General features: G+C 59.9%; 14 protein-coding genes, 1 tRNA gene and 1 pseudogene. 6 read left to right on the top strand and 10 right to left on the bottom strand.

Going from position 1 to position 16,632, the window contains the following annotated elements; genetic code table 11:
• Position 1 precedes the first annotated feature (1 nt).
• Positions 2–1,369 carry an ABC transporter ATP-binding protein gene (locus IFJ82_RS11730; protein WP_003618377.1) on the top strand — a complete coding sequence of 456 codons (1,368 nt, stop codon included), beginning with the start codon at positions 2–4 and terminating at the stop codon, positions 1,367–1,369.
• A gap of 629 nt (positions 1,370–1,998) precedes the next feature.
• Here IFJ82_RS11730 and IFJ82_RS11735 read toward each other — a convergent pair.
• The 5 genes and pseudogenes from IFJ82_RS11735 to IFJ82_RS11750 form a co-directional block, all read right to left on the bottom strand.
• The gene (locus tag IFJ82_RS11735) at positions 1,999–2,436 is read right to left on the bottom strand and encodes a hypothetical protein (protein WP_225578658.1); all 438 of its coding nucleotides are present in this window, start codon (positions 2,434–2,436) and stop codon (positions 1,999–2,001) included.
• The gene (locus tag IFJ82_RS11740; RefSeq protein ID WP_081385106.1) at positions 2,433–2,987 is read right to left on the bottom strand and encodes a glycoside hydrolase family protein; all 555 of its coding nucleotides are present in this window, start codon (positions 2,985–2,987) and stop codon (positions 2,433–2,435) included. The genes IFJ82_RS11735 and IFJ82_RS11740 overlap by 4 nt, the downstream gene beginning before the upstream one ends.
• A 194-nt stretch (positions 2,988–3,181) precedes the next feature.
• The gene (locus IFJ82_RS15750) at positions 3,182–3,493 is read right to left on the bottom strand and encodes a phage integrase central domain-containing protein (protein ID WP_225578659.1); all 312 of its coding nucleotides are present in this window, start codon (positions 3,491–3,493) and stop codon (positions 3,182–3,184) included.
• A gap of 117 nt (positions 3,494–3,610) precedes the next feature.
• A pseudogene (locus IFJ82_RS15945) lies at positions 3,611–3,694 on the bottom strand (Arm DNA-binding domain-containing protein); the annotation flags it as partial.
• Between the two features lie 271 nt (positions 3,695–3,965).
• Positions 3,966–4,039: transfer RNA gene (locus tag IFJ82_RS11750), tRNA-Cys, on the bottom strand.
• A gap of 185 nt (positions 4,040–4,224) precedes the next feature.
• Between IFJ82_RS11750 and IFJ82_RS11755 the strand changes: the two genes are divergently transcribed.
• The 4 genes from IFJ82_RS11755 (at position 4,225) to msrA (ending at position 10,573) form a co-directional block, all read left to right on the top strand.
• Entirely contained in the window at positions 4,225–4,923 is a 699-nt protein-coding gene (locus IFJ82_RS11755; protein ID WP_192264693.1) for a protein-L-isoaspartate O-methyltransferase family protein, read from the top strand.
• A gap of 127 nt (positions 4,924–5,050) precedes the next feature.
• Positions 5,051–6,490: a TolC family outer membrane protein gene (locus IFJ82_RS11760; protein WP_040511690.1), complete on the top strand. Its 1,440-nt coding sequence runs from the start codon at positions 5,051–5,053 to the stop codon at positions 6,488–6,490.
• Positions 6,491–7,142: 652 nt separating this feature from the next.
• On the top strand, positions 7,143–9,839 hold the full coding sequence (locus IFJ82_RS11765) for a valine--tRNA ligase (protein ID WP_192264702.1): 2,697 nt from the start codon (positions 7,143–7,145) through the stop codon (positions 9,837–9,839).
• Between the two features lie 185 nt (positions 9,840–10,024).
• A complete protein-coding gene (gene msrA, locus IFJ82_RS11770; protein ID WP_075594958.1) occupies positions 10,025–10,573 on the top strand; it encodes a peptide-methionine (S)-S-oxide reductase MsrA in 549 nt (182 codons plus the stop codon).
• Positions 10,574–10,626: 53 nt separating this feature from the next.
• On the opposite strand, the gene IFJ82_RS11775 is transcribed toward msrA, so the two are convergent.
• From IFJ82_RS11775 to IFJ82_RS11785, 3 genes are all read right to left on the bottom strand, one after another.
• On the bottom strand, positions 10,627–11,004 hold the full coding sequence (locus tag IFJ82_RS11775; protein WP_139312473.1) for a hypothetical protein: 378 nt from the start codon (positions 11,002–11,004) through the stop codon (positions 10,627–10,629).
• A gap of 477 nt (positions 11,005–11,481) precedes the next feature.
• On the bottom strand, positions 11,482–12,462 hold the full coding sequence (gene glk, locus IFJ82_RS11780; protein WP_192264704.1) for a glucokinase: 981 nt from the start codon (positions 12,460–12,462) through the stop codon (positions 11,482–11,484).
• Between the two features lie 223 nt (positions 12,463–12,685).
• Positions 12,686–13,504, bottom strand: a complete 819-nt coding sequence (locus IFJ82_RS11785) for an SDR family NAD(P)-dependent oxidoreductase (protein WP_192264706.1) — start codon at positions 13,502–13,504, stop codon at positions 12,686–12,688.
• A 150-nt stretch (positions 13,505–13,654) separates the two neighbouring features.
• On the opposite strand from IFJ82_RS11785, the gene IFJ82_RS11790 reads away from it, so the two are divergent.
• On the top strand, positions 13,655–14,824 hold the full coding sequence (locus tag IFJ82_RS11790; protein ID WP_062808725.1) for a hypothetical protein: 1,170 nt from the start codon (positions 13,655–13,657) through the stop codon (positions 14,822–14,824).
• Positions 14,825–15,036: 212 nt separating this feature from the next.
• On the opposite strand, the gene thiL is transcribed toward IFJ82_RS11790, so the two are convergent.
• Positions 15,037–16,020 (bottom strand): thiamine-phosphate kinase, encoded by a 984-nt coding sequence (thiL, locus tag IFJ82_RS11795; RefSeq protein WP_192264708.1) that lies wholly within the window; start codon positions 16,018–16,020, stop codon positions 15,037–15,039.
• Between the two features lie 43 nt (positions 16,021–16,063).
• Positions 16,064–16,615 (bottom strand): transcription antitermination factor NusB, encoded by a 552-nt coding sequence (gene nusB / locus IFJ82_RS11800; protein WP_062808723.1) that lies wholly within the window; start codon positions 16,613–16,615, stop codon positions 16,064–16,066.
• Positions 16,616–16,632: the final 17 nt, after the last annotated feature.

A 16,632-nucleotide genomic window follows, 5' to 3' on the forward strand; every position in this document is an offset into this window, starting at 1 on the left:
GATGCCTTCCGCACCACCCTCCCCGCATGTCCCTCCCGAAAGTGAGACCCTGGTCCGGGTCGTCGACTGCAAGCAGGCCTATCACAAGGAAAGCGCCACCGACCTGGTCGTGCTGGACAATGTGAACCTGACCCTGCATTCGGGGGAGATCGTGGGGCTGCTGGGTCGTTCGGGATCAGGCAAATCGACACTTTTACGCATTATCGCCGGATTGCTGACACCGACATCGGGCGAGGTGGTCTGGAAAGGCAAAAAGCTGACCGGCCCCGCCGCCGGCATCGCCATGGTGTTTCAGTCATTCGCACTGTTCCCATGGCTGACGGTACAGAAGAATGTCGAACTGGGGCTGGAGGCAAAGGGCGTTCCCGCAGCCGAACGCGCCGACCTGGCCGAACGTGCGATCGACCTGATCGGTCTGGGCGGTTACGAAAATGCCTATCCCAAGGAACTGTCTGGCGGTATGCGCCAGCGCGTGGGATTGGCACGTGCGCTGGTGGTGCATCCCGACCTGCTGCTGATGGATGAGGCCTTTTCCGCGCTTGACGTGCTGACTGCGGAAAACCTGCGCACCGACCTTGTGGAGCTATGGTCCGAACACAAGCTGCCGATCAAGTCGATCCTGCTGGTGACACACAATATCGAAGAAGCGGTCCTGATGTGCGACCGCATCCTGATCTTCTCCTCCAACCCCGGGCGGGTGGCGCATGAACTCAGCGTCCCGTTCGATCACCCCCGCAATCGCGAGGATGCGGCCTTCCGGCAGTTCGTGGACCGGATCTATGCCCTGATGACCCGCCGTGCGCCAGTCGTTTCCGAAGCAGACCTGACCGAAGCGGGAATGGCCAATACCCCCCCGCCGATCGAAGCCATCGCCCTGCCCCGCCTTGCGATCAACACCATGGTCGGCATGATGGAAACGCTGGCGGCAGACCCGCTTGACGGGCGTGCCGACCTGCCGCTGCTTGCCAGCCGGCTGCAACTGGAACTCGACGACCTGTTCCCGCTTGGCGAGTCACTCCAGCTTCTGGGCTTTGCCGAACTGGAGGATGGGGACATCCTGTTGACGCCACAGGGCATGCGCTTTGTCCAGAGCGAGCATGACGAGCGCAAGCAGATCCTGTCGCACAGCCTGCTGCGTAACATTCCGATGGTGCGTTCCATCCGATCGGTCCTGGATGAACGCCCCAACCACCGCGCCAGCGCCGAACGTTTCCGCGATGAGCTGGAAGACGGCATGTCCCCCGATTATGCCAAGCAGACGCTACAGACCCTGATCGGGTGGGCACGATACGCCGAACTGTTTGATTTTGATGAGGAAGCGGACCAGCTTTTCCTTGACGACCGCGACCGTGGCAATGGCGCGGCCTGATCCGGGAGCAGGGAGCAGGGAGCCTGCCTTAAAAACCCTCAAGAACTGCGGCTTTATTGAACGCTGTTTGGCAAAAATAACGGACAGGAATCCATAAAGTTTGTGATGCCAGATTTTCCCAGAAAGGCAGTTTCCTTCAAGGCTTTTATGATTCAAGCGGGTTTCTGGTCCCGTTTTTCCAAGTAGCCAAAAAAACAAATCCAGGAATATTTTCTGCTGCGCAGACCTGTCACAGGCAAGCAGATTCAGGCATCCCTTGTGTAACAAGGAAAGCAGGGTATCGACACATTTGGGAATTGGGAAAAGGATCAGCCCCGCTGTGACGGGGTCATGTCCTCATCTTGATATTTTCACGATAACCATATGCTTTTCAGGGCACATGGAGGTCCTGTGGGACGCCGCCGGATCCGTCCTGGATGCTTTTACTCCTGATGAATGCGCCAACTTCTTTACAGCCGCTGGATATGAGCCGGAATAAAGTGGACATGCTCTAGTTCAGCAGAAAGCCGCTGTTTCATCGGTTTTTGCAAGAATCTTCACCCATTCAGATGATCCCATCTGAATGGGGTCTGCTCTGGCAGACCCGCAGAGCGTTATGTTTCCGGCCGGGTCACCCGGCGTAGAGATACTCACTTGCGATCATGCCGTTTCGGTTGGCACGCTGGGAGGTAGACACCCGCCGAATCTTCGAAATGATCCGGATCCGCCGTAAGAGGCATGGATACAACATCGTCGCTTCGATGGTCAGTATAGACGAACGTCAAATAGTAAAACTGAGCCTCGATCCGAGGATCGCCATCGAACATTTTGTTCCATTCCAGCAGGTCGCGCCGCAACGGCGATCCGACATCGCCGCTGCGGGTCCAGACCGCTGACACACAGGTCGAAACACGTTCGACGCGCACGATCAGGCGCCCATTAAAAAACGCTTTTCCATCGAGTTCTTCGTTGAACATCGTATTGAGATTGTAGGTCAGTTCCTCCAAAGACTCCGGCTTGGTACCCGCGAGGGCAACCCCGCCGATACAAACGACGCAAATCAGGCTCAGGATAACGCGGATTATCAATATCGTCCTCTCAGCAGAAGCATGGCCTCATCGTGTCGTCTCCGGACCAGACCGCGCAAGACCTTGCCTTTCGAGCGTACCTGCTCCTCAATTATCCTGACAGCCTTGAGCTTGTCGCCGCTGTTGATAGCAGCACGGACACCCGGCCAACCTCTTCCTGGATTATAGACGAACGACACGAGGGCATTGAACTCATTTTGTGTCAGGTAGACATGGATGCCCCGACGAACGATCGCCTCATAGCTCGGTAGATTGACCTGTAAAAGGCGTCTCTGCTGAAGGTCTGACAGATCGACGAGATTTCTGTTATCCTGGGCGAAGCGCCTGGCCGCTTCGCCACGCAGACCGCTCCCCGCCGCCACACGCGACGCCAGACTAGAGTTGATGCCGATAGCCCGCAATTTCTGCTCAATCTCAGCCCGGGAACGATCGCGCATGTCATAGCCAGGCCCGAGCGTTACCCCCGACGCCCCGCCCGGCCAGTGCAAACGATTGCTGACGCCCCTTTGCTCCTCATGACGTTCAATAAAACCGCGTCCTTGAAGCGACATCTTAATTGCGCTGGGAGCCCGTGGTGTTTCTGACGGCGACGGAGTGTGGGACGGATTATAAGGACGATTCGATCCAGACATACTTCCTCATTTCCTGTGGCTTGATGCCACAGATAACCGCGCTTCGCGATGCCTCGCTGCCGGACACCGAGATCAAAGCTCGCTGGGCTTTGCGTGATAATCGCGATTGGCAGTTAGCACCCCAACGGAAAAAACTGGCCGAAAACCCAAACTGGCAGGCCGCTGTCACTGAATGTCTCTACCGGCCATTCGATCTCCGGTTTTGCCATCTTGGGTAAATGAAAATCGCCGATAGTCGCTGCCGGACGCGCTGCGCAGTGTCCCGTGACCCTATCCTGCCGATTCCTTACTATAACCTCCAGCACCATGGGCGGGCTGATGTCGGTCACGGGGATATTGCCCAGTTTCGGCCAGATGAACCGCTGGAGCGTATATTCAACATTTTGCGAATGAACCTCGCTCCAGACCGGTTTTTTGATTTTCAACCATGCCTCTCCAACCGATCGGAGATGGTTTTTGGTACAGGCGGCCTCGGCGCGACGCTGCTTTTTTGTCAGTGACGGATCCCGTCCTGCGCGTAATTCCTCCTTCGCGCTATCCCGCGCCTTGCGGGCACCGGATAGCGAAACCTCGGGATATGCGCCGATCGAAAGCAGTTTCTCTTTGCCGCCAAAGCGATATTTCAGTCGCTACAGGCGTGAGCCATTTGGCTTGACCAGAACATGCAAACCACCCGAGCCGGGTATCTTGTACGGCTTTTCCTGGGGCTTGGCACGCCTGACGGCAGCGTCCGTCAGCATTGATACCCCCGCCCTTTTGACGATACCCCCACGGATACCCCCATAAGCTGCATCATTCAGTGACTCCCCATGTCATCGCATGTCCAAAGTTATGCGATAAAAACGGCTGTTTTTCGGGGAATATGTCAACAACGGTCCTTCCCTGTCATGGAAGGATTGGAGGTCCGGGCGGGAATCGAACCCACATTCACGGATTTGCAGTCCGCTGCATCACCACTCTGCCACCGGACCTTACCGGGACAAGGGCTATATCTCCTTTATCGCGTCGCAGGTCAAGCCGTTGTGTGCGGGCCACCTGCTAGGCAGACATGAAAAGCGGGAATAGAACAGGATATGCGGGAAATAAAAATTACGCACCCGTCGCGATTGCACGGATCGCCGTCCCTGCCTGCAGGGAGCCGATGGAAGGGAAGGCCATGAACCAGCACGTTATCGAACATCCCCCCCTTGATTACGAGGCCGCACGCCAGCGCATGGTCGATGCGCAGATCCGGCCCGCGCAGGTGAACGACCCACGCGTCATCGCCGCCATGCGCCGCGTGCCGCGCGAACTTGCCGCCCCCGAATCCCTGCGGGAATTCGCATATGCGGACCAGTCGCTGCCGCTGCCGGATGGACGGGCCCTGACGGAGCCACGCGTGATCGCACGCATGTTACAGACCGCCGCCCCGCGTGAAGGCGAACGTGTGCTGGTGGTGGCTGCGGGGACGGGCTACCTCGTCGCGCTGACCTGCACAATGCAGGAGGGACTGCGGATCGATGCGGTAGAATCCGATAAGACCCTTGCTGCCATCGGCCAATCCCTGTGCCGGACGTTCGCACCTGATGTGTCATGGCATATCGGCCCCCTGTCGGCCGGGCTGGCGGGTGATGCACCATATGACCTCATCCTGATCGACGGTGCGGTCCGCGCCATCCCTCAGGTCATCGTTGCGCAATGCGCACCCGATGGACGGATCGTCGCCCCTGTCTGGCCCGAAGGCGGGGTGGCATCGGTATGCATCGTGACCCCCACAAAGGATGGCAGCGCAACATCCACGATATTCGACGCGAATGTGCCGCTGTTGCCGGAACTGGCCCCTGCCCCCGCATTTTCGTTCGAGGCCTATGCCTGAATACAATGCTGCACCCGATATCGCACCCATTGCCGGAGGTGGTTAACCTGACTGCAATATCCTGAAGATAGTGTCTGCCACGCAGGCAGGCACGCCTGCGTCATGGGCCGGACGCTGGGGATATTACATGAAGGGATACTGGGTCGCGGGAATCGGGTTTGCCGCCAGCCTGCATGCGGGCACCGCACTGGCACGCAGGCCCATCCCCCCGCCATCATCGGCGCCTGTCGCGGTTCCCCACACCCTTCAGGAGGCACTGGCCAGCGCGTATCTGAGCAATCCAGTCCTGCGCAGGGAACGCGCCACCCTGCGCGCGACGGATGAGCAGGTTCCCGCCGCCCTGGGCGGATGGCGACCGACGATTACCGGCACCGCCAACATGAGCTATTACAGCGGCAACATGATGATGGCGCCCGAAAGCGGCGGAAACGGTTATAGCCGCCGTTATGACCTGCCCGGCTATGGCGCAGGGGTGAATATCAGCGAACCCATCTATACCGGCGGACGCACCACGGCCTCCACCCACCGGGCCGTACATGACGTGATGGCTGAACGCGCACGCCTGATCCTGACCGAACAGCAGGTCTTTACAGATGTCGTCAACGCCTATGTCGGCGTGATCGAGGATCAGCAGATCCTTGAAATCGATATAAATAACGAAAAAGTGTATCAAGAACAGCTCCACACCACAGAGCTACGCGCCCGTGGGGGCGAAATCACACATACCGATGTGGCGCAGGCGCTTGCCGCGCTGTCCGCCGCACGGGCCACACGCCAGCAGGCCGAAGGCACGCTGGAGGCGGCACGCGCAACCTACCAGCAGGTGGTGGGGGCCGAGGCCCCGGACGACCTGCAACCGCCACAGCCACTTGTCCTGCCGGTACAGTCGGAACAGGATGCGACCACACGCGCGGTGGAAAACAACCCAAACGTCATTGCCGCCCTGTTTGACGAAGCCGCGCGCAAGGACGCGGTGGGCGTTGCCTTCGCGGCCCTCCTCCCCTCCATCAGTGCGCAGGCCAGCTACGCCCACGACATCAATCAGGAGGAAGGACGCTCCAACTACGATAACAAAATGGCGCTCATTTCCGCCTCGGTCCCGATTTATCAGGGGGGGAGCGAATATGCGGCCGTGCGCGCCGCAAAGCAGCAGGTCATTCAGGCCCACCGCGCGGTGGAAGTCCAGCGCCGCAGCGCCATACAGCTTGCACAGGCAAGCTGGCAGCGCATCCTTGCAAACCGCGCGGCCATCACCAGCAACCGCGAGGCGATTTCCGCCAATGTCTCCGCCCTTGCCGGGGTGGAGCGGCAGGCCATTGTGGGCACTGGCACGACGCTTGCGGTCCTGCAGCAGCAGGAAACCCTGTTGCAGGCACAGGTCGCCCTTGTCATGAGTCTCGGCAGCCTCGTGCAGGCCTCCTATCAGGAGGTCGCGGCGATCGGGCGGCTGACGGCGCGCGACCTGAACCTGGATGTGCCGCTCTATAACGAAAAAGCATATTACAAGGCCGTACATGACCGGCTGTGGGGCATCAGCGATTATGCTGTCAAGGAACCGGGACGCTGAATGGCGGGATGCCCTTGTTGAAAGAAGACTCTGCATCAACAGCTTCTGACAACCTGCACTCCCATATCAAGACGCCCTGCCGTGAAATCCTGCTTCCCAAAGAGTAAGAACAGGCTGATGGGTGTCCGGGCCAGCGCTGGGGGCAGGTTAAAAGCCCGGGCAAGCAATCCATCGGGACAATGAAATCTTCTGGCAACGATTTTTTAAAAATCATTCGAAAATATTATATTTTCCAAGAGATTGTTTGAAAACAAGTCATTAATAAAAAACAAGAACAGTTTCTGGGTGCCGCCTTTCGATCGAAAAAGGCGGCGTCTTCTGAAGCTTTTTAGAAAAAGCTTCACCAAAAACCTTTATAATTTCAGTGTATTATCGATCCTGACTTTCAAACAGTCTCTAAAAAATCAACATCCCAGATTTTTGCAGTTCCTTATCAATCGCGCTGTTTCCAAGCCTCCCCTCACCCCCACGCCACAGTGCAATCGAGCCATATGACAGCAGGTTTCTGGCACGTCGCGTCATCATACCTTGATCGCCCCTTGATCACCGGGACATCTTGCGCCGTTTCTTTCGTGGCGGATTGGGGTATATCTGCGTGCGGCGGACATGTCGTGCGCCCTGCGTCTGATTTAGGTGGATCTGGTTTTTAGCAATGCTCGATAAGTCTTTCTCCCCCGGCGAGACAGAAACCTCCCTTTACGCATTATGGGAGGGATGCGGAGCATTCGCCGCCGATCCAGACAGTCCGCACCGCCCCTATACCATCATGATCCCCCCCCCCAACGTCACGGGCACGCTGCATGTCGGGCATGCCCTGACGATGACGTTGCAAGATACGCTGATCCGCTGGCGCCGCATGCAGGGACGCGACGTATTGTGGCAGCCCGGCACCGACCATGCAGGCATCGCGACCCAACTTGTGGTTGAACGCATGCTGCAAAAGGAAGGCACGTCGCGGCAGGAACTGGGGCGTGAGGCTTTCGAAAAACGCGTGTGGGACTGGAAAGCGCAGTCTGGCGGCGGCATCACCACGCAGTTGCGTCGCCTTGGCTCCTCCCTTGACTGGCCGCGTGAGCGTTTCACGATGGATGAGGGGCTGTCGAAGGCCGTGCGCGAAGTGTTCGTAACCCTGTACCGCGAGGGGCTGATCTATCGCGACCGGCGCCTTGTCAACTGGGACCCGGCATTCCGGTCCGCCATTTCCGACCTTGAGGTCGATAACAAGGAAATGCGCGGCAGCCTGTGGTACATCCGCTATCCTGTGGAGGGGCAGCCCGGCCGCACCATCACGGTGGCAACCACCCGGCCCGAAACCATGCTGGGCGACATGGCGGTGGCGGTCCATCCGGATGATGCCCGCTATGCCGACCTTGTGGGGCAATCGGTAATCCTGCCGCTGACGGGACGGCGCATCCGTATCGTGGCGGATGAGCATTCCGACCCCGAAAAGGGCAGCGGCGCAGTGAAGATCACGCCTGCGCATGATTTCAACGATTTCGAGGTCGGACGTCGCCATAACCTCGACATGCCCAGCGTGCTGGACGCGGACGCGCGCATCACGCTGGAGGAAATCAGCGACGAACTGCGCGCCGAAGCGGGCATCGCCGATCCGGCCTTTGTCCGCACGTTGCAGGGCATGCCGCGCGACGAGGCACGCAAGGCCATCGTCGCCGAGCTTGAACGGCTGGAATGGCTGGAGAAGATCGAGCCACACACAAACCAGGTTCCCCATGCCGAACGCAGTGGCGCAGTGGTTGAACCCCGGCTGACGACGCAATGGTACTGCGATGCAGCCACCCTTGCCGCCCCCGCGATCGAGGCGGTGGAGACAGGGCGTGTCGAATTCGTGCCGCGGCAGTGGGAAAACACCTTCTTTGCATGGATGCGCGACATCCAGCCCTGGTGCATCAGCCGCCAGTTGTGGTGGGGCCATCGCATCCCGGCATGGTATGGCCCGGATGGACACGTGTTCGTCGCCCATGACGAGGCCGATGCCACAACCCAGGCCCGCGCGCATTATGGCCGTGATGAGGTCCTGACACGCGATGACGACGTGCTTGACACGTGGTTCTCCTCTGCGCTGTGGCCGTTCTCCACCCTTGGATGGCCGGACCAGACACCCGAACTGGCGCGTTATTACCCGACGGACGTACTGGTCACGGGATTTGACATCATCTTCTTCTGGGTTGCCCGGATGATGATGATGGGCCTGCATTTCATGAAGGACGTGCCGTTCCGCAAGGTGTTCATCCACGGGCTGGTCCGTGATGAACGCGGGCAAAAGATGTCAAAAAGCAAGGGGAACGGCATCGACCCGCTGGAGATGATCGACACCTATGGCGCGGATGCCATGCGCTTTACGATCTGTGCCCTGACGGGTCTGGGCCGTGATGTGAAGCTGGGCCGCAAGAAGGTGGAGGAATACCGTTCCTTTACCACCAAGCTGTGGAACGCCGCACGTTTTTGCGAAATGAACCGCGTCGCCCCGGTGGCCGGTTTCAATCCCGCCACCGTTACCTCACCACTGGGCCGCTGGCTGCTGGCAGAGGCAGGGCGCGCGATCACGGATGCCACGGCGGCGTTGGAATCCTTCCGTTTCGATGAATATGCCGGCGTATGCTACCGCTTTGTCTGGAACTGTTTTTGCGACTGGTTCCTTGAATTCGCCAAACCTGTCTTCAACACGGAAGGCGACACGGCAGAGGCGACAGAAACCCGTGCCGTCACCGCGCATGTGCTGGGCCTGATCCTGCGCCTGCTGCAACCGGTCATGCCGTTCATCACCGATGAACTCTGGCACCGCTTTGGCTATGGCGCACAAGGCAGCCTGATGCAGGCCGCGTGGCCAAAGCCCGATACCGTGACCGATGCGGCGCAGGCCGGGGCGGAAATGGAATGGCTGGTCCGTTTCATTACCGAAATCCGTACCGTGCGCGCGGAAATGAACGTGCCGCCGTCACGCCTTGCCCCCGTATTGCTGCGCGATGCCTCGGCACAAACAGTGGCGCGCGCTGAAAAATGGTCCGAGGCGATCGGCCGTATGGCCCGCGTGTCCGAAGTCCTGCCGTTGGAAGGCGACATGCCGCAGGGTGCGGCGCAATTGGTGGTGGATGAAGCCACACTGATCCTGCCTCTTGCGGGGATTATCGACCTGTCGCAGGAACGCCAGCGCCTGGAAAAGGAATGCGGCAAGGTCGATGGGGAAATCACCAAAGTCGAACGCAAGCTTGGCAATGCGGACTTTGTCGCCCGCGCCAAGCCCGAAGTGGTGGAAGAAAACCGCGAACGCCTGGCTGCATTCCGTGCGGAACGCGTGCGCCTTGATGCCGCACTGGCGCGCATTTCCTGATCGTGCCGTCGCAGGGCATCCTGCGGCGTCCCCAACCTTTCACGGACGGTTCGAAAACGGCCGTTCGATGAAAATCAGGTGTTTATGGTGGGACTCTTTTGAGGAACAAGGCGTCCTTTGACGCTTTTTGAAAAACGCTTCACCAGACATCTTTATTGTTTTCAAGGCAAGGCAGGAAGCCCCCCATGACACAGCACAAGACAGAGACAGCCGTTCTGGCCGGTGGATGCTTCTGGTGTATCGAAGCCCCCTTGCGTGAAATACGCGGTGTGCTTTCTATCGAACCGGGCTATGCCGGTGGCGATATGCCCGACCCGACTTATGAAGCGGTCTGTACCGGCAGAACAGGACATGCGGAGGTCGTGCGGATCGAATTCGATCCTGCCATCCTGTCCTATCGCGACCTGCTGGGCATGTTTTTTGTCCTGCACAATCCCACGACCCTGAACCGGCAGGGAAACGATGTCGGCACGCAGTACCGCTCCGCCATTTTTACCCTGTCCACTGAACAGGCACAGATCGCCCATCAGGTGTGTGCGGAACTGACGGCGCAAAAGCTGTGGCCCGATCCCATCGTAACGCAGATTGTTCCGCTGGAGCATTTCTATCCTGCTGAAACCTATCACCAGGACTATTTCGCCAAAAATCCCGGCAACCCTTACTGCAGTGCAGTCATCCCGCCCAAGATCGCGAAAATCCGCAAGCTGTTCCGCGACCGGCTGGTACATACCTGAAGATCATGCCACCTGAGCGCCGCAATCTGGCGACAGGTGGCATTGGCCGTGCATCAGGGCTTGGGATCAAAGCCATCCATCAGCCCGTCAAAAAATGACCTCAGCCCCAGCCGTGGGGACTGCGCCTGTTCCACCGCGACACCGTTGACGCCATCTTCGGGATATTTCGGCAAGGTGGGGATAGCCGTGCTGAGTTCACGCCACAATCCCGCAAGTTTCTGGTGCTCAGCCTCATGCGAGGCTGCAAGCTCCTGCACCAGCTTCATGCAGGCGACTGCCTGCGGGTCCTGGTTCTTTGCGCCCTCTTTCAACAAGGCCGCAATTTCCAGCACACCACTGGAACTCTGGTCCATCTGCGCGGACAGCGCGGCATAGGCATCAAGGATTGGCTTGAGGTTCATCGGGTCTTCTCCATCGGCTTGTCCTGACACTTCTATCGTTTCCGTACCAACTGCGCACCTGATGAAGAAGGGTTGGCACCCGTCCGCGCCGCAGCCCCCACCAGAACAGGCATGTTCACAGACACCCATCCCTACAATAAATTATATCAGGTGCGATAATAACAAAGCCCATATGATGATATAGCAGGAACGATCAGGAGAAATCCTGACGACAGGAAAGGTTTTTGGGTGCTACCTTTCGATCGAAAAAGCAGCGTCTTCTGAAGCTTTTTAGAAAAAGCTTCACCAAAAAACCTTTATAATTTCAGTTTGTTATCGAGTCTGACTTTTCAAACAGTCTCTAACAAAAAGTGGTTTTCCAATCTCTCCCGGTTTCAGGAAAACTCTTGTTTTTTGCACTGTTTTCAGACTGCACCATCCCCAAACCTGCCATAAAAAAGGGCGGCAGGATGATCCCCACCGCCCGTTCCTGACGCATCTGACGTCGGATGGTAAAGAGAGCTGTCTTCAGGCCGTAGTATCGCGATAGGCTTCGGCAAACGCGGCTGCCGCGCCAAGCAGTCCAGGCTGGGGATAAGTAATCAGCTTGACCGGCATCGCAGCCATCAGGCTTTCGAAGCGTCCCTTGGCCACAAACCGCTCTGCAAAGCCCGAAGCGCCGAGATGCTTGGCCAGACGTAGGCCCAGGCCACCGGCGATGACGACACTGCCGCCGCCCTGCGCCAGCGCCAGGTCGCCCGCAACCGTGCCCAGCGACAGGCAGAACCGCTCCAGCGCGGCCCCCGCGACATGATCGCTGCCATCAAGCGCCATGGTCCACAATGTCTTGTCATCACGTGTGCGCACCGGCAGGTTGCCGATTTCCGCAATCGCCTCATACAGGTTGGCAAGACCCGGCCCCGACACCACGCGTTCGACCGACACCCGCCGATAACGCAGACGCAGAAGTTGAAGGATACGGTCCTCGAACTGATCAAGCGGGGAGAAATCTATATGCCCCCCCTCGGTCTCGCACACGAAATAGCCACCCTTGCGCCGCACGACATAGGCCGAACCCAGCCCGGTGCCTGGCCCCACGATCGTGATGATCCCCTCCTTGGGCAGGGGGATATCCGGGCCGCAGACATGTTGCAGGCTTTCTTCGCCAACCTGTGCCACGGCATGCGCGACGGCACCGAAATCATTGACCAGCACATGTTCGTCAATACTGAGCTTGGCCCCAAGCTGCGCGGGCTGGATGACCCATGGGTTATTCGTCAGCTTCAGGATATCGCCCTTGATGGGACAGGCCACGGCAATGCCCGCCGCACGTGGCAGGGGACGTCCCACCACACGACCGAACGCCTCCCACGCCAGTTGCAGGCTGGCATGTTCGGCACATTTCAGGGTCGTCGCCTCGCCAAGGCTGACGACACGGCCGCCTTCCACGTGGGCCAGCGCGAAACGCGCATGGGTTCCCCCGATATCGACGGCTACGATTTCTTTCATGTGGGATCACTCTCCGCAGTCAGCAGGCAATCTTATTTCGGGGGTGCAGGGGTTGCGTACGGCATGAAACGTCGCAGGCCCCGTCCCCGTCAAATCAGATCCTCTAAAATAATCATGGGTTACGCCCCCAGCTACGGCAGGGGGGAACGAATGACATTGATAAAAGTCACGTTATCCCATCAATTCCGGCACAATATCACAATAATATTACTTTTCCTGCCCGTTATTGGGATATCTGCTCACGCGGCACCTGCCCGGCCTTCAGTCGCGACAATATCCATCGCTTCAGCGGCCATGGCACGATGACATCCACCAGACGCAGGATGGAAAACAGGAACGGGAACACCAGATGCGCCTGCCCGCGTTCCACCGCCCCGGCAATCTGTCGCGCGGCGGCGGCCGGGGTCTGCAAACATGGCTTGAATCCCACCACACGGCGGCTCATCGCCGTATCGACAAATCCGGGCGATACCAGCGTCACCCCCACGCCATGCGGTGCAAGCGCCATATGCAGCGATTCCGAAAAACGCTTCAGCCCGGCCTTGGACCCGGAATAGGCGGCGGCGAACGGGATGGCATGAAAGGCCGCAACCGACCCCACCAGAACGATATGCCCGCGCCGGCGCCGGACCATGGCCTCTGCCGCCGCGGCGGCCATGGCGGACGGCGTGGCATAATTAACCAGCCCGAGTTCGAGCACCATCTCCGCCTTTTCGGTCACCTCGTCCGGTGTTTTCATGTCGCCAAGCCCCGCCGCAAGGATCGCAAGGTCGATGGGCATGCTCGCGTCATCCTCGCGATAGGCAGCGATGGCGGCACGCCCGTCCTGCAGGTCAAGCGCACGCACCATGACATCCACGCCACATTGGCGACAGTCCCGCGCAATTGCCTCCAGCCGGGTCGCATCCCGACCCCACAGCACAAGATTCCATCCCCGTCGTGCATAAAGCCGCGCCAGTTCCGCGCCGATCCCCCCCGACGCACCTGTAATCAGCGCCCGTCCGGGGGCCCCGTTCATGGTCTGGCTGGGCTGTGATTCCATTGTCTGTCTTCCTTTCCACCACCATTTTGTGCCATCAGCACAACGAACGGGTTATTCAACCTTCTACACCACTCGCGGGCATCTCCGCCACGCCATGCCCCGGCGCGGCAACGGTTGACGCCAGCACAGTCAGGAAGCTGCGGACAGGTCATGAACGAAGCCGACCAACTTGTCATTATTCCCGTTTCCGGTTTTCGTCAGATGACCACCTTCATCCAGTTACCGCGCCTGCTTTATGCAGGGCTGCCGGGATATGTGGCACCGCTTGACATGGTGCAGCGCGACCTGCTGCTGCCCACCCGCAACCCGTTTTTCCGCCGGGGGCAGGCGCAGTATTTCCTTGCAACCCGTAACGGACAGGCCGTGGGCCGCATCTCTGCACAGATCGACCCCGTCGCCATCGACCATATCGGTGAACAGGTCGGCTTCTTCGGGGCGCTGGACGCGGTGGACGACCTTGGCGTTGTTTCCGCACTGATCGACGCGGCGGCGACATGGCTGCGTGAACGCGGGATGAAGGTCATGCGCGGCCCCCAGACGCCCAACAGCAATGGCGAGTTCGGGATGATGATCGAGGGGCAGCACGAACTGCCCATGGTGGCCATGCCGTGGCACCCGCACTGGATGCCCGCCATGATGGAAGCATGCGGCATGATCCGGCGCGAAGACCTCCTCGCCTACCGCATCTTCACCGGCCCCGATGCGGAGGAAGCGCACCTTGTCCCCTCCAGCCTGAAGATGGGCGAAGGCCGGCTGGGCAGCATCACCACACGCGGGCTGGACATGAGCCGCCTGCACGAAGAAGGGGAAACCCTGCGTCGGCTTTATAATGACGCATGGCGCAACAACTGGGGTTCCCTCCCGCTGACCCGTGACGAGATGAACGGCATGATCAGCGAGCTTCGCCCCCTGCTGAAGCCCGAACATTATGTCCTGATCGAACAGGATGGCGACCCGGTGGCCTTCGCGCTGGTGGTGCCCAATGTCTATGACATCTCCGCCGATCTTGGCGGTGCGCCGTCACCGGTGGGGTGGCTGAAACTCGGCAAGCGACTCCTGCGGCATGAATTCCATTCCGCGCGCGTCATCCTGCTGGGCGTCAGTTCCCGGCTGGAGGGTACGGCACTTGGCGCGATCATGCCCGCACTGGCGATTTCCGAACTGATGAAGCGCGGTCGTACCCTGCCTTACCGCACGGTGGAACTTGGCTGGGTTCTGGAAAGCAACCTGCCGATCCGCCGCCTGATCGAACGGATCACGCCGCATCCCTACAAACGTTACCGCGTATATGACCGTCCCCTGACGGATGATGACCTGTAGGCCACAGACCCCATTCCCATCGCCCATCACGATCCCGGCGGCCCTTTGAAATAATATATCATAAACCGATAGGGGTCGCGGGGCGGGAGTGTATTTCCCCACATGCAGCATGGCGCGCGGCAGTTGGGAAAAAAGCGTCACCAAGAGCCGCTGATGTTGGAGATCATGCCTGTCAGATCACCGCTTCAGGACGCCCGCCAGCCACATGGCGGCTAAAGATGGCTCCACCCTGTCCGCGCGACTTTCACCACATTCCCCTGCGCATCATATAATTTGACACCGGTCCCAGTCGTAGGATCGACGAACCGTCCGATGCGCGTCATACGCACCCCGTGATGGCGGCCACGCGCCAACAGGGCCTGTTCATGATCAGGTGGCACCGCCAGCAGCAGTTCATAGTCATCGCCACCCGTCAGGCAGGTTTCGCGCCATTGCGGCCCCGCCGCCCGCGCGGCATCGGACAGCGGCACCTGATCGACCTCGATCACCACGCCCAGCCCGCTTTCCCGCGCCAGATGGCCGGCATCCTGTACCAGGCCGTCCGAAACATCCATCGCGGCCGAGGCAATGCCATGCAACCCAAGCCCCAGACGCGGGCATGGCAGGCGATAGCGCGCGGCAAGGGCATGGTCGGGATCCGGTACCTGTCCACGCAGCGCCAGCAGCCCCAGCGCCCCATCACCGATGGTGCCCGTCACCCACAGTCCGTCGCCCGCACGCGCCGTCGTGCGGCGCAGCGCGCATCCGGGGGCCACATGCCCCACGATCGTCAGCGACAGCACCACAGGCCCCGGGGTTGAGGTCGTATCCCCGCCCAGCAGGCCAAGCCCGTATGCATCCTGATCCACACGCAGCCCCCCTGCAAAGGCCTCAAACCATGCCTCCGCAAGATGCCGGGGCCGCGCCACCGTTAGCAGATAGCCCAGCGGCGTCGCATCCATGGCGGCAAGATCGGACAGGTTACAGCGCAACAGCTTGCGCCCCACCGTGTCGGCAGGGTCATCGGACAGGAAATGCACGCCCTCGACCATTGCATCGACGGCCATCACCATTTCGCGCCCCGGGGGCGGGGTCATGACGGCGGCATCATCCCGCAGGTCGAGCGCACCTTCACCCGCCAGAGGGCGGAAGATGCGCCCGATAAAGCCGAATTCCGCAGGCACGGCACCTGTTTCCCCTGTTGGGTGACTGGACATCGCCTTGTCCCTCCCTGCGCCCCCGTGCCGTCGCGTATGTGACTCAGATGGCCGAAGGTTCCGCACCGGGCACCGGAGTCGCAGGCGCAGCATCCGTCCCCGCGATACGGCGTGACATCGCATCGAGAACGCCATTCAACATGCGCGGTTCGTCACCAGAGAAGAAACCGTGCGCGACATCCATGTATTCATTGATGATCACGCGGCTGGGTGCCGGGTCCTGCGCCGTCAGTTCCCCGCCCGCCGCACGCAGCAGCGCGCGCAGCACGGGATCAAGGCGATCCATCGGCCAGGAGGCAGGCAGGACATCCGCCACCATCGCGTCGATATCCGCCTGCCGGGCCACACTGCCCCGCACGATGGCGGTAAACAGGCGTATATCGGCATCGGGCACCTGCCCTTCGGCATAACCCAGCGACGTCTTACCGGTCGGCAGGCGGTGATGGGTGAACTGCGACACCACATTTTCGGCGTTATCGCCCCCCTGCTCGATCTGGAACAGGGCCTGCACCGCGCCCACACGCGATGCCGTGCGTGACCTGTTCCTGTCGTTACGGGGGGTGTCATCGGGGGCGGGGGCGCCTGTCTGTGTCATCTCAACTCTCTCCTGCC

It is taken from the genome of Novacetimonas hansenii (genome assembly GCF_014843995.1).
GTDB classification, from domain to species: Bacteria; Pseudomonadota; Alphaproteobacteria; order Acetobacterales; family Acetobacteraceae; genus Novacetimonas; species Novacetimonas hansenii.

Excerpts from the sequence above, each read along its gene's own strand:
- nusB (WP_062808723.1), bottom strand. The coding sequence starts at position 16,615 with ATGACACAGACAGGCGCCCCCGCCCCCGATGACACCCCCCGTAACGAC.
- IFJ82_RS11785 (WP_192264706.1), bottom strand. The coding sequence starts at position 13,504 with ATGGAATCACAGCCCAGCCAGACCATGAACGGGGCCCCCGGACGGGCG.
- thiL (WP_192264708.1), bottom strand. The coding sequence starts at position 16,020 with ATGTCCAGTCACCCAACAGGGGAAACAGGTGCCGTGCCTGCGGAATTC.
- glk (WP_192264704.1), bottom strand. The coding sequence starts at position 12,462 with ATGAAAGAAATCGTAGCCGTCGATATCGGGGGAACCCATGCGCGTTTC.
- IFJ82_RS11730 (WP_003618377.1), top strand. The coding sequence starts at position 2 with ATGCCTTCCGCACCACCCTCCCCGCATGTCCCTCCCGAAAGTGAGACC.
- msrA (WP_075594958.1), top strand. The coding sequence starts at position 10,025 with ATGACACAGCACAAGACAGAGACAGCCGTTCTGGCCGGTGGATGCTTC.
- IFJ82_RS11760 (WP_040511690.1), top strand. The coding sequence starts at position 5,051 with ATGAAGGGATACTGGGTCGCGGGAATCGGGTTTGCCGCCAGCCTGCAT.
- IFJ82_RS11755 (WP_192264693.1), top strand. The coding sequence starts at position 4,225 with ATGAACCAGCACGTTATCGAACATCCCCCCCTTGATTACGAGGCCGCA.
- IFJ82_RS11790 (WP_062808725.1), top strand. The coding sequence starts at position 13,655 with ATGAACGAAGCCGACCAACTTGTCATTATTCCCGTTTCCGGTTTTCGT.
- IFJ82_RS11765 (WP_192264702.1), top strand. The coding sequence starts at position 7,143 with ATGCTCGATAAGTCTTTCTCCCCCGGCGAGACAGAAACCTCCCTTTAC.
- IFJ82_RS11740 (WP_081385106.1), bottom strand. The coding sequence starts at position 2,987 with ATGTCGCTTCAAGGACGCGGTTTTATTGAACGTCATGAGGAGCAAAGG.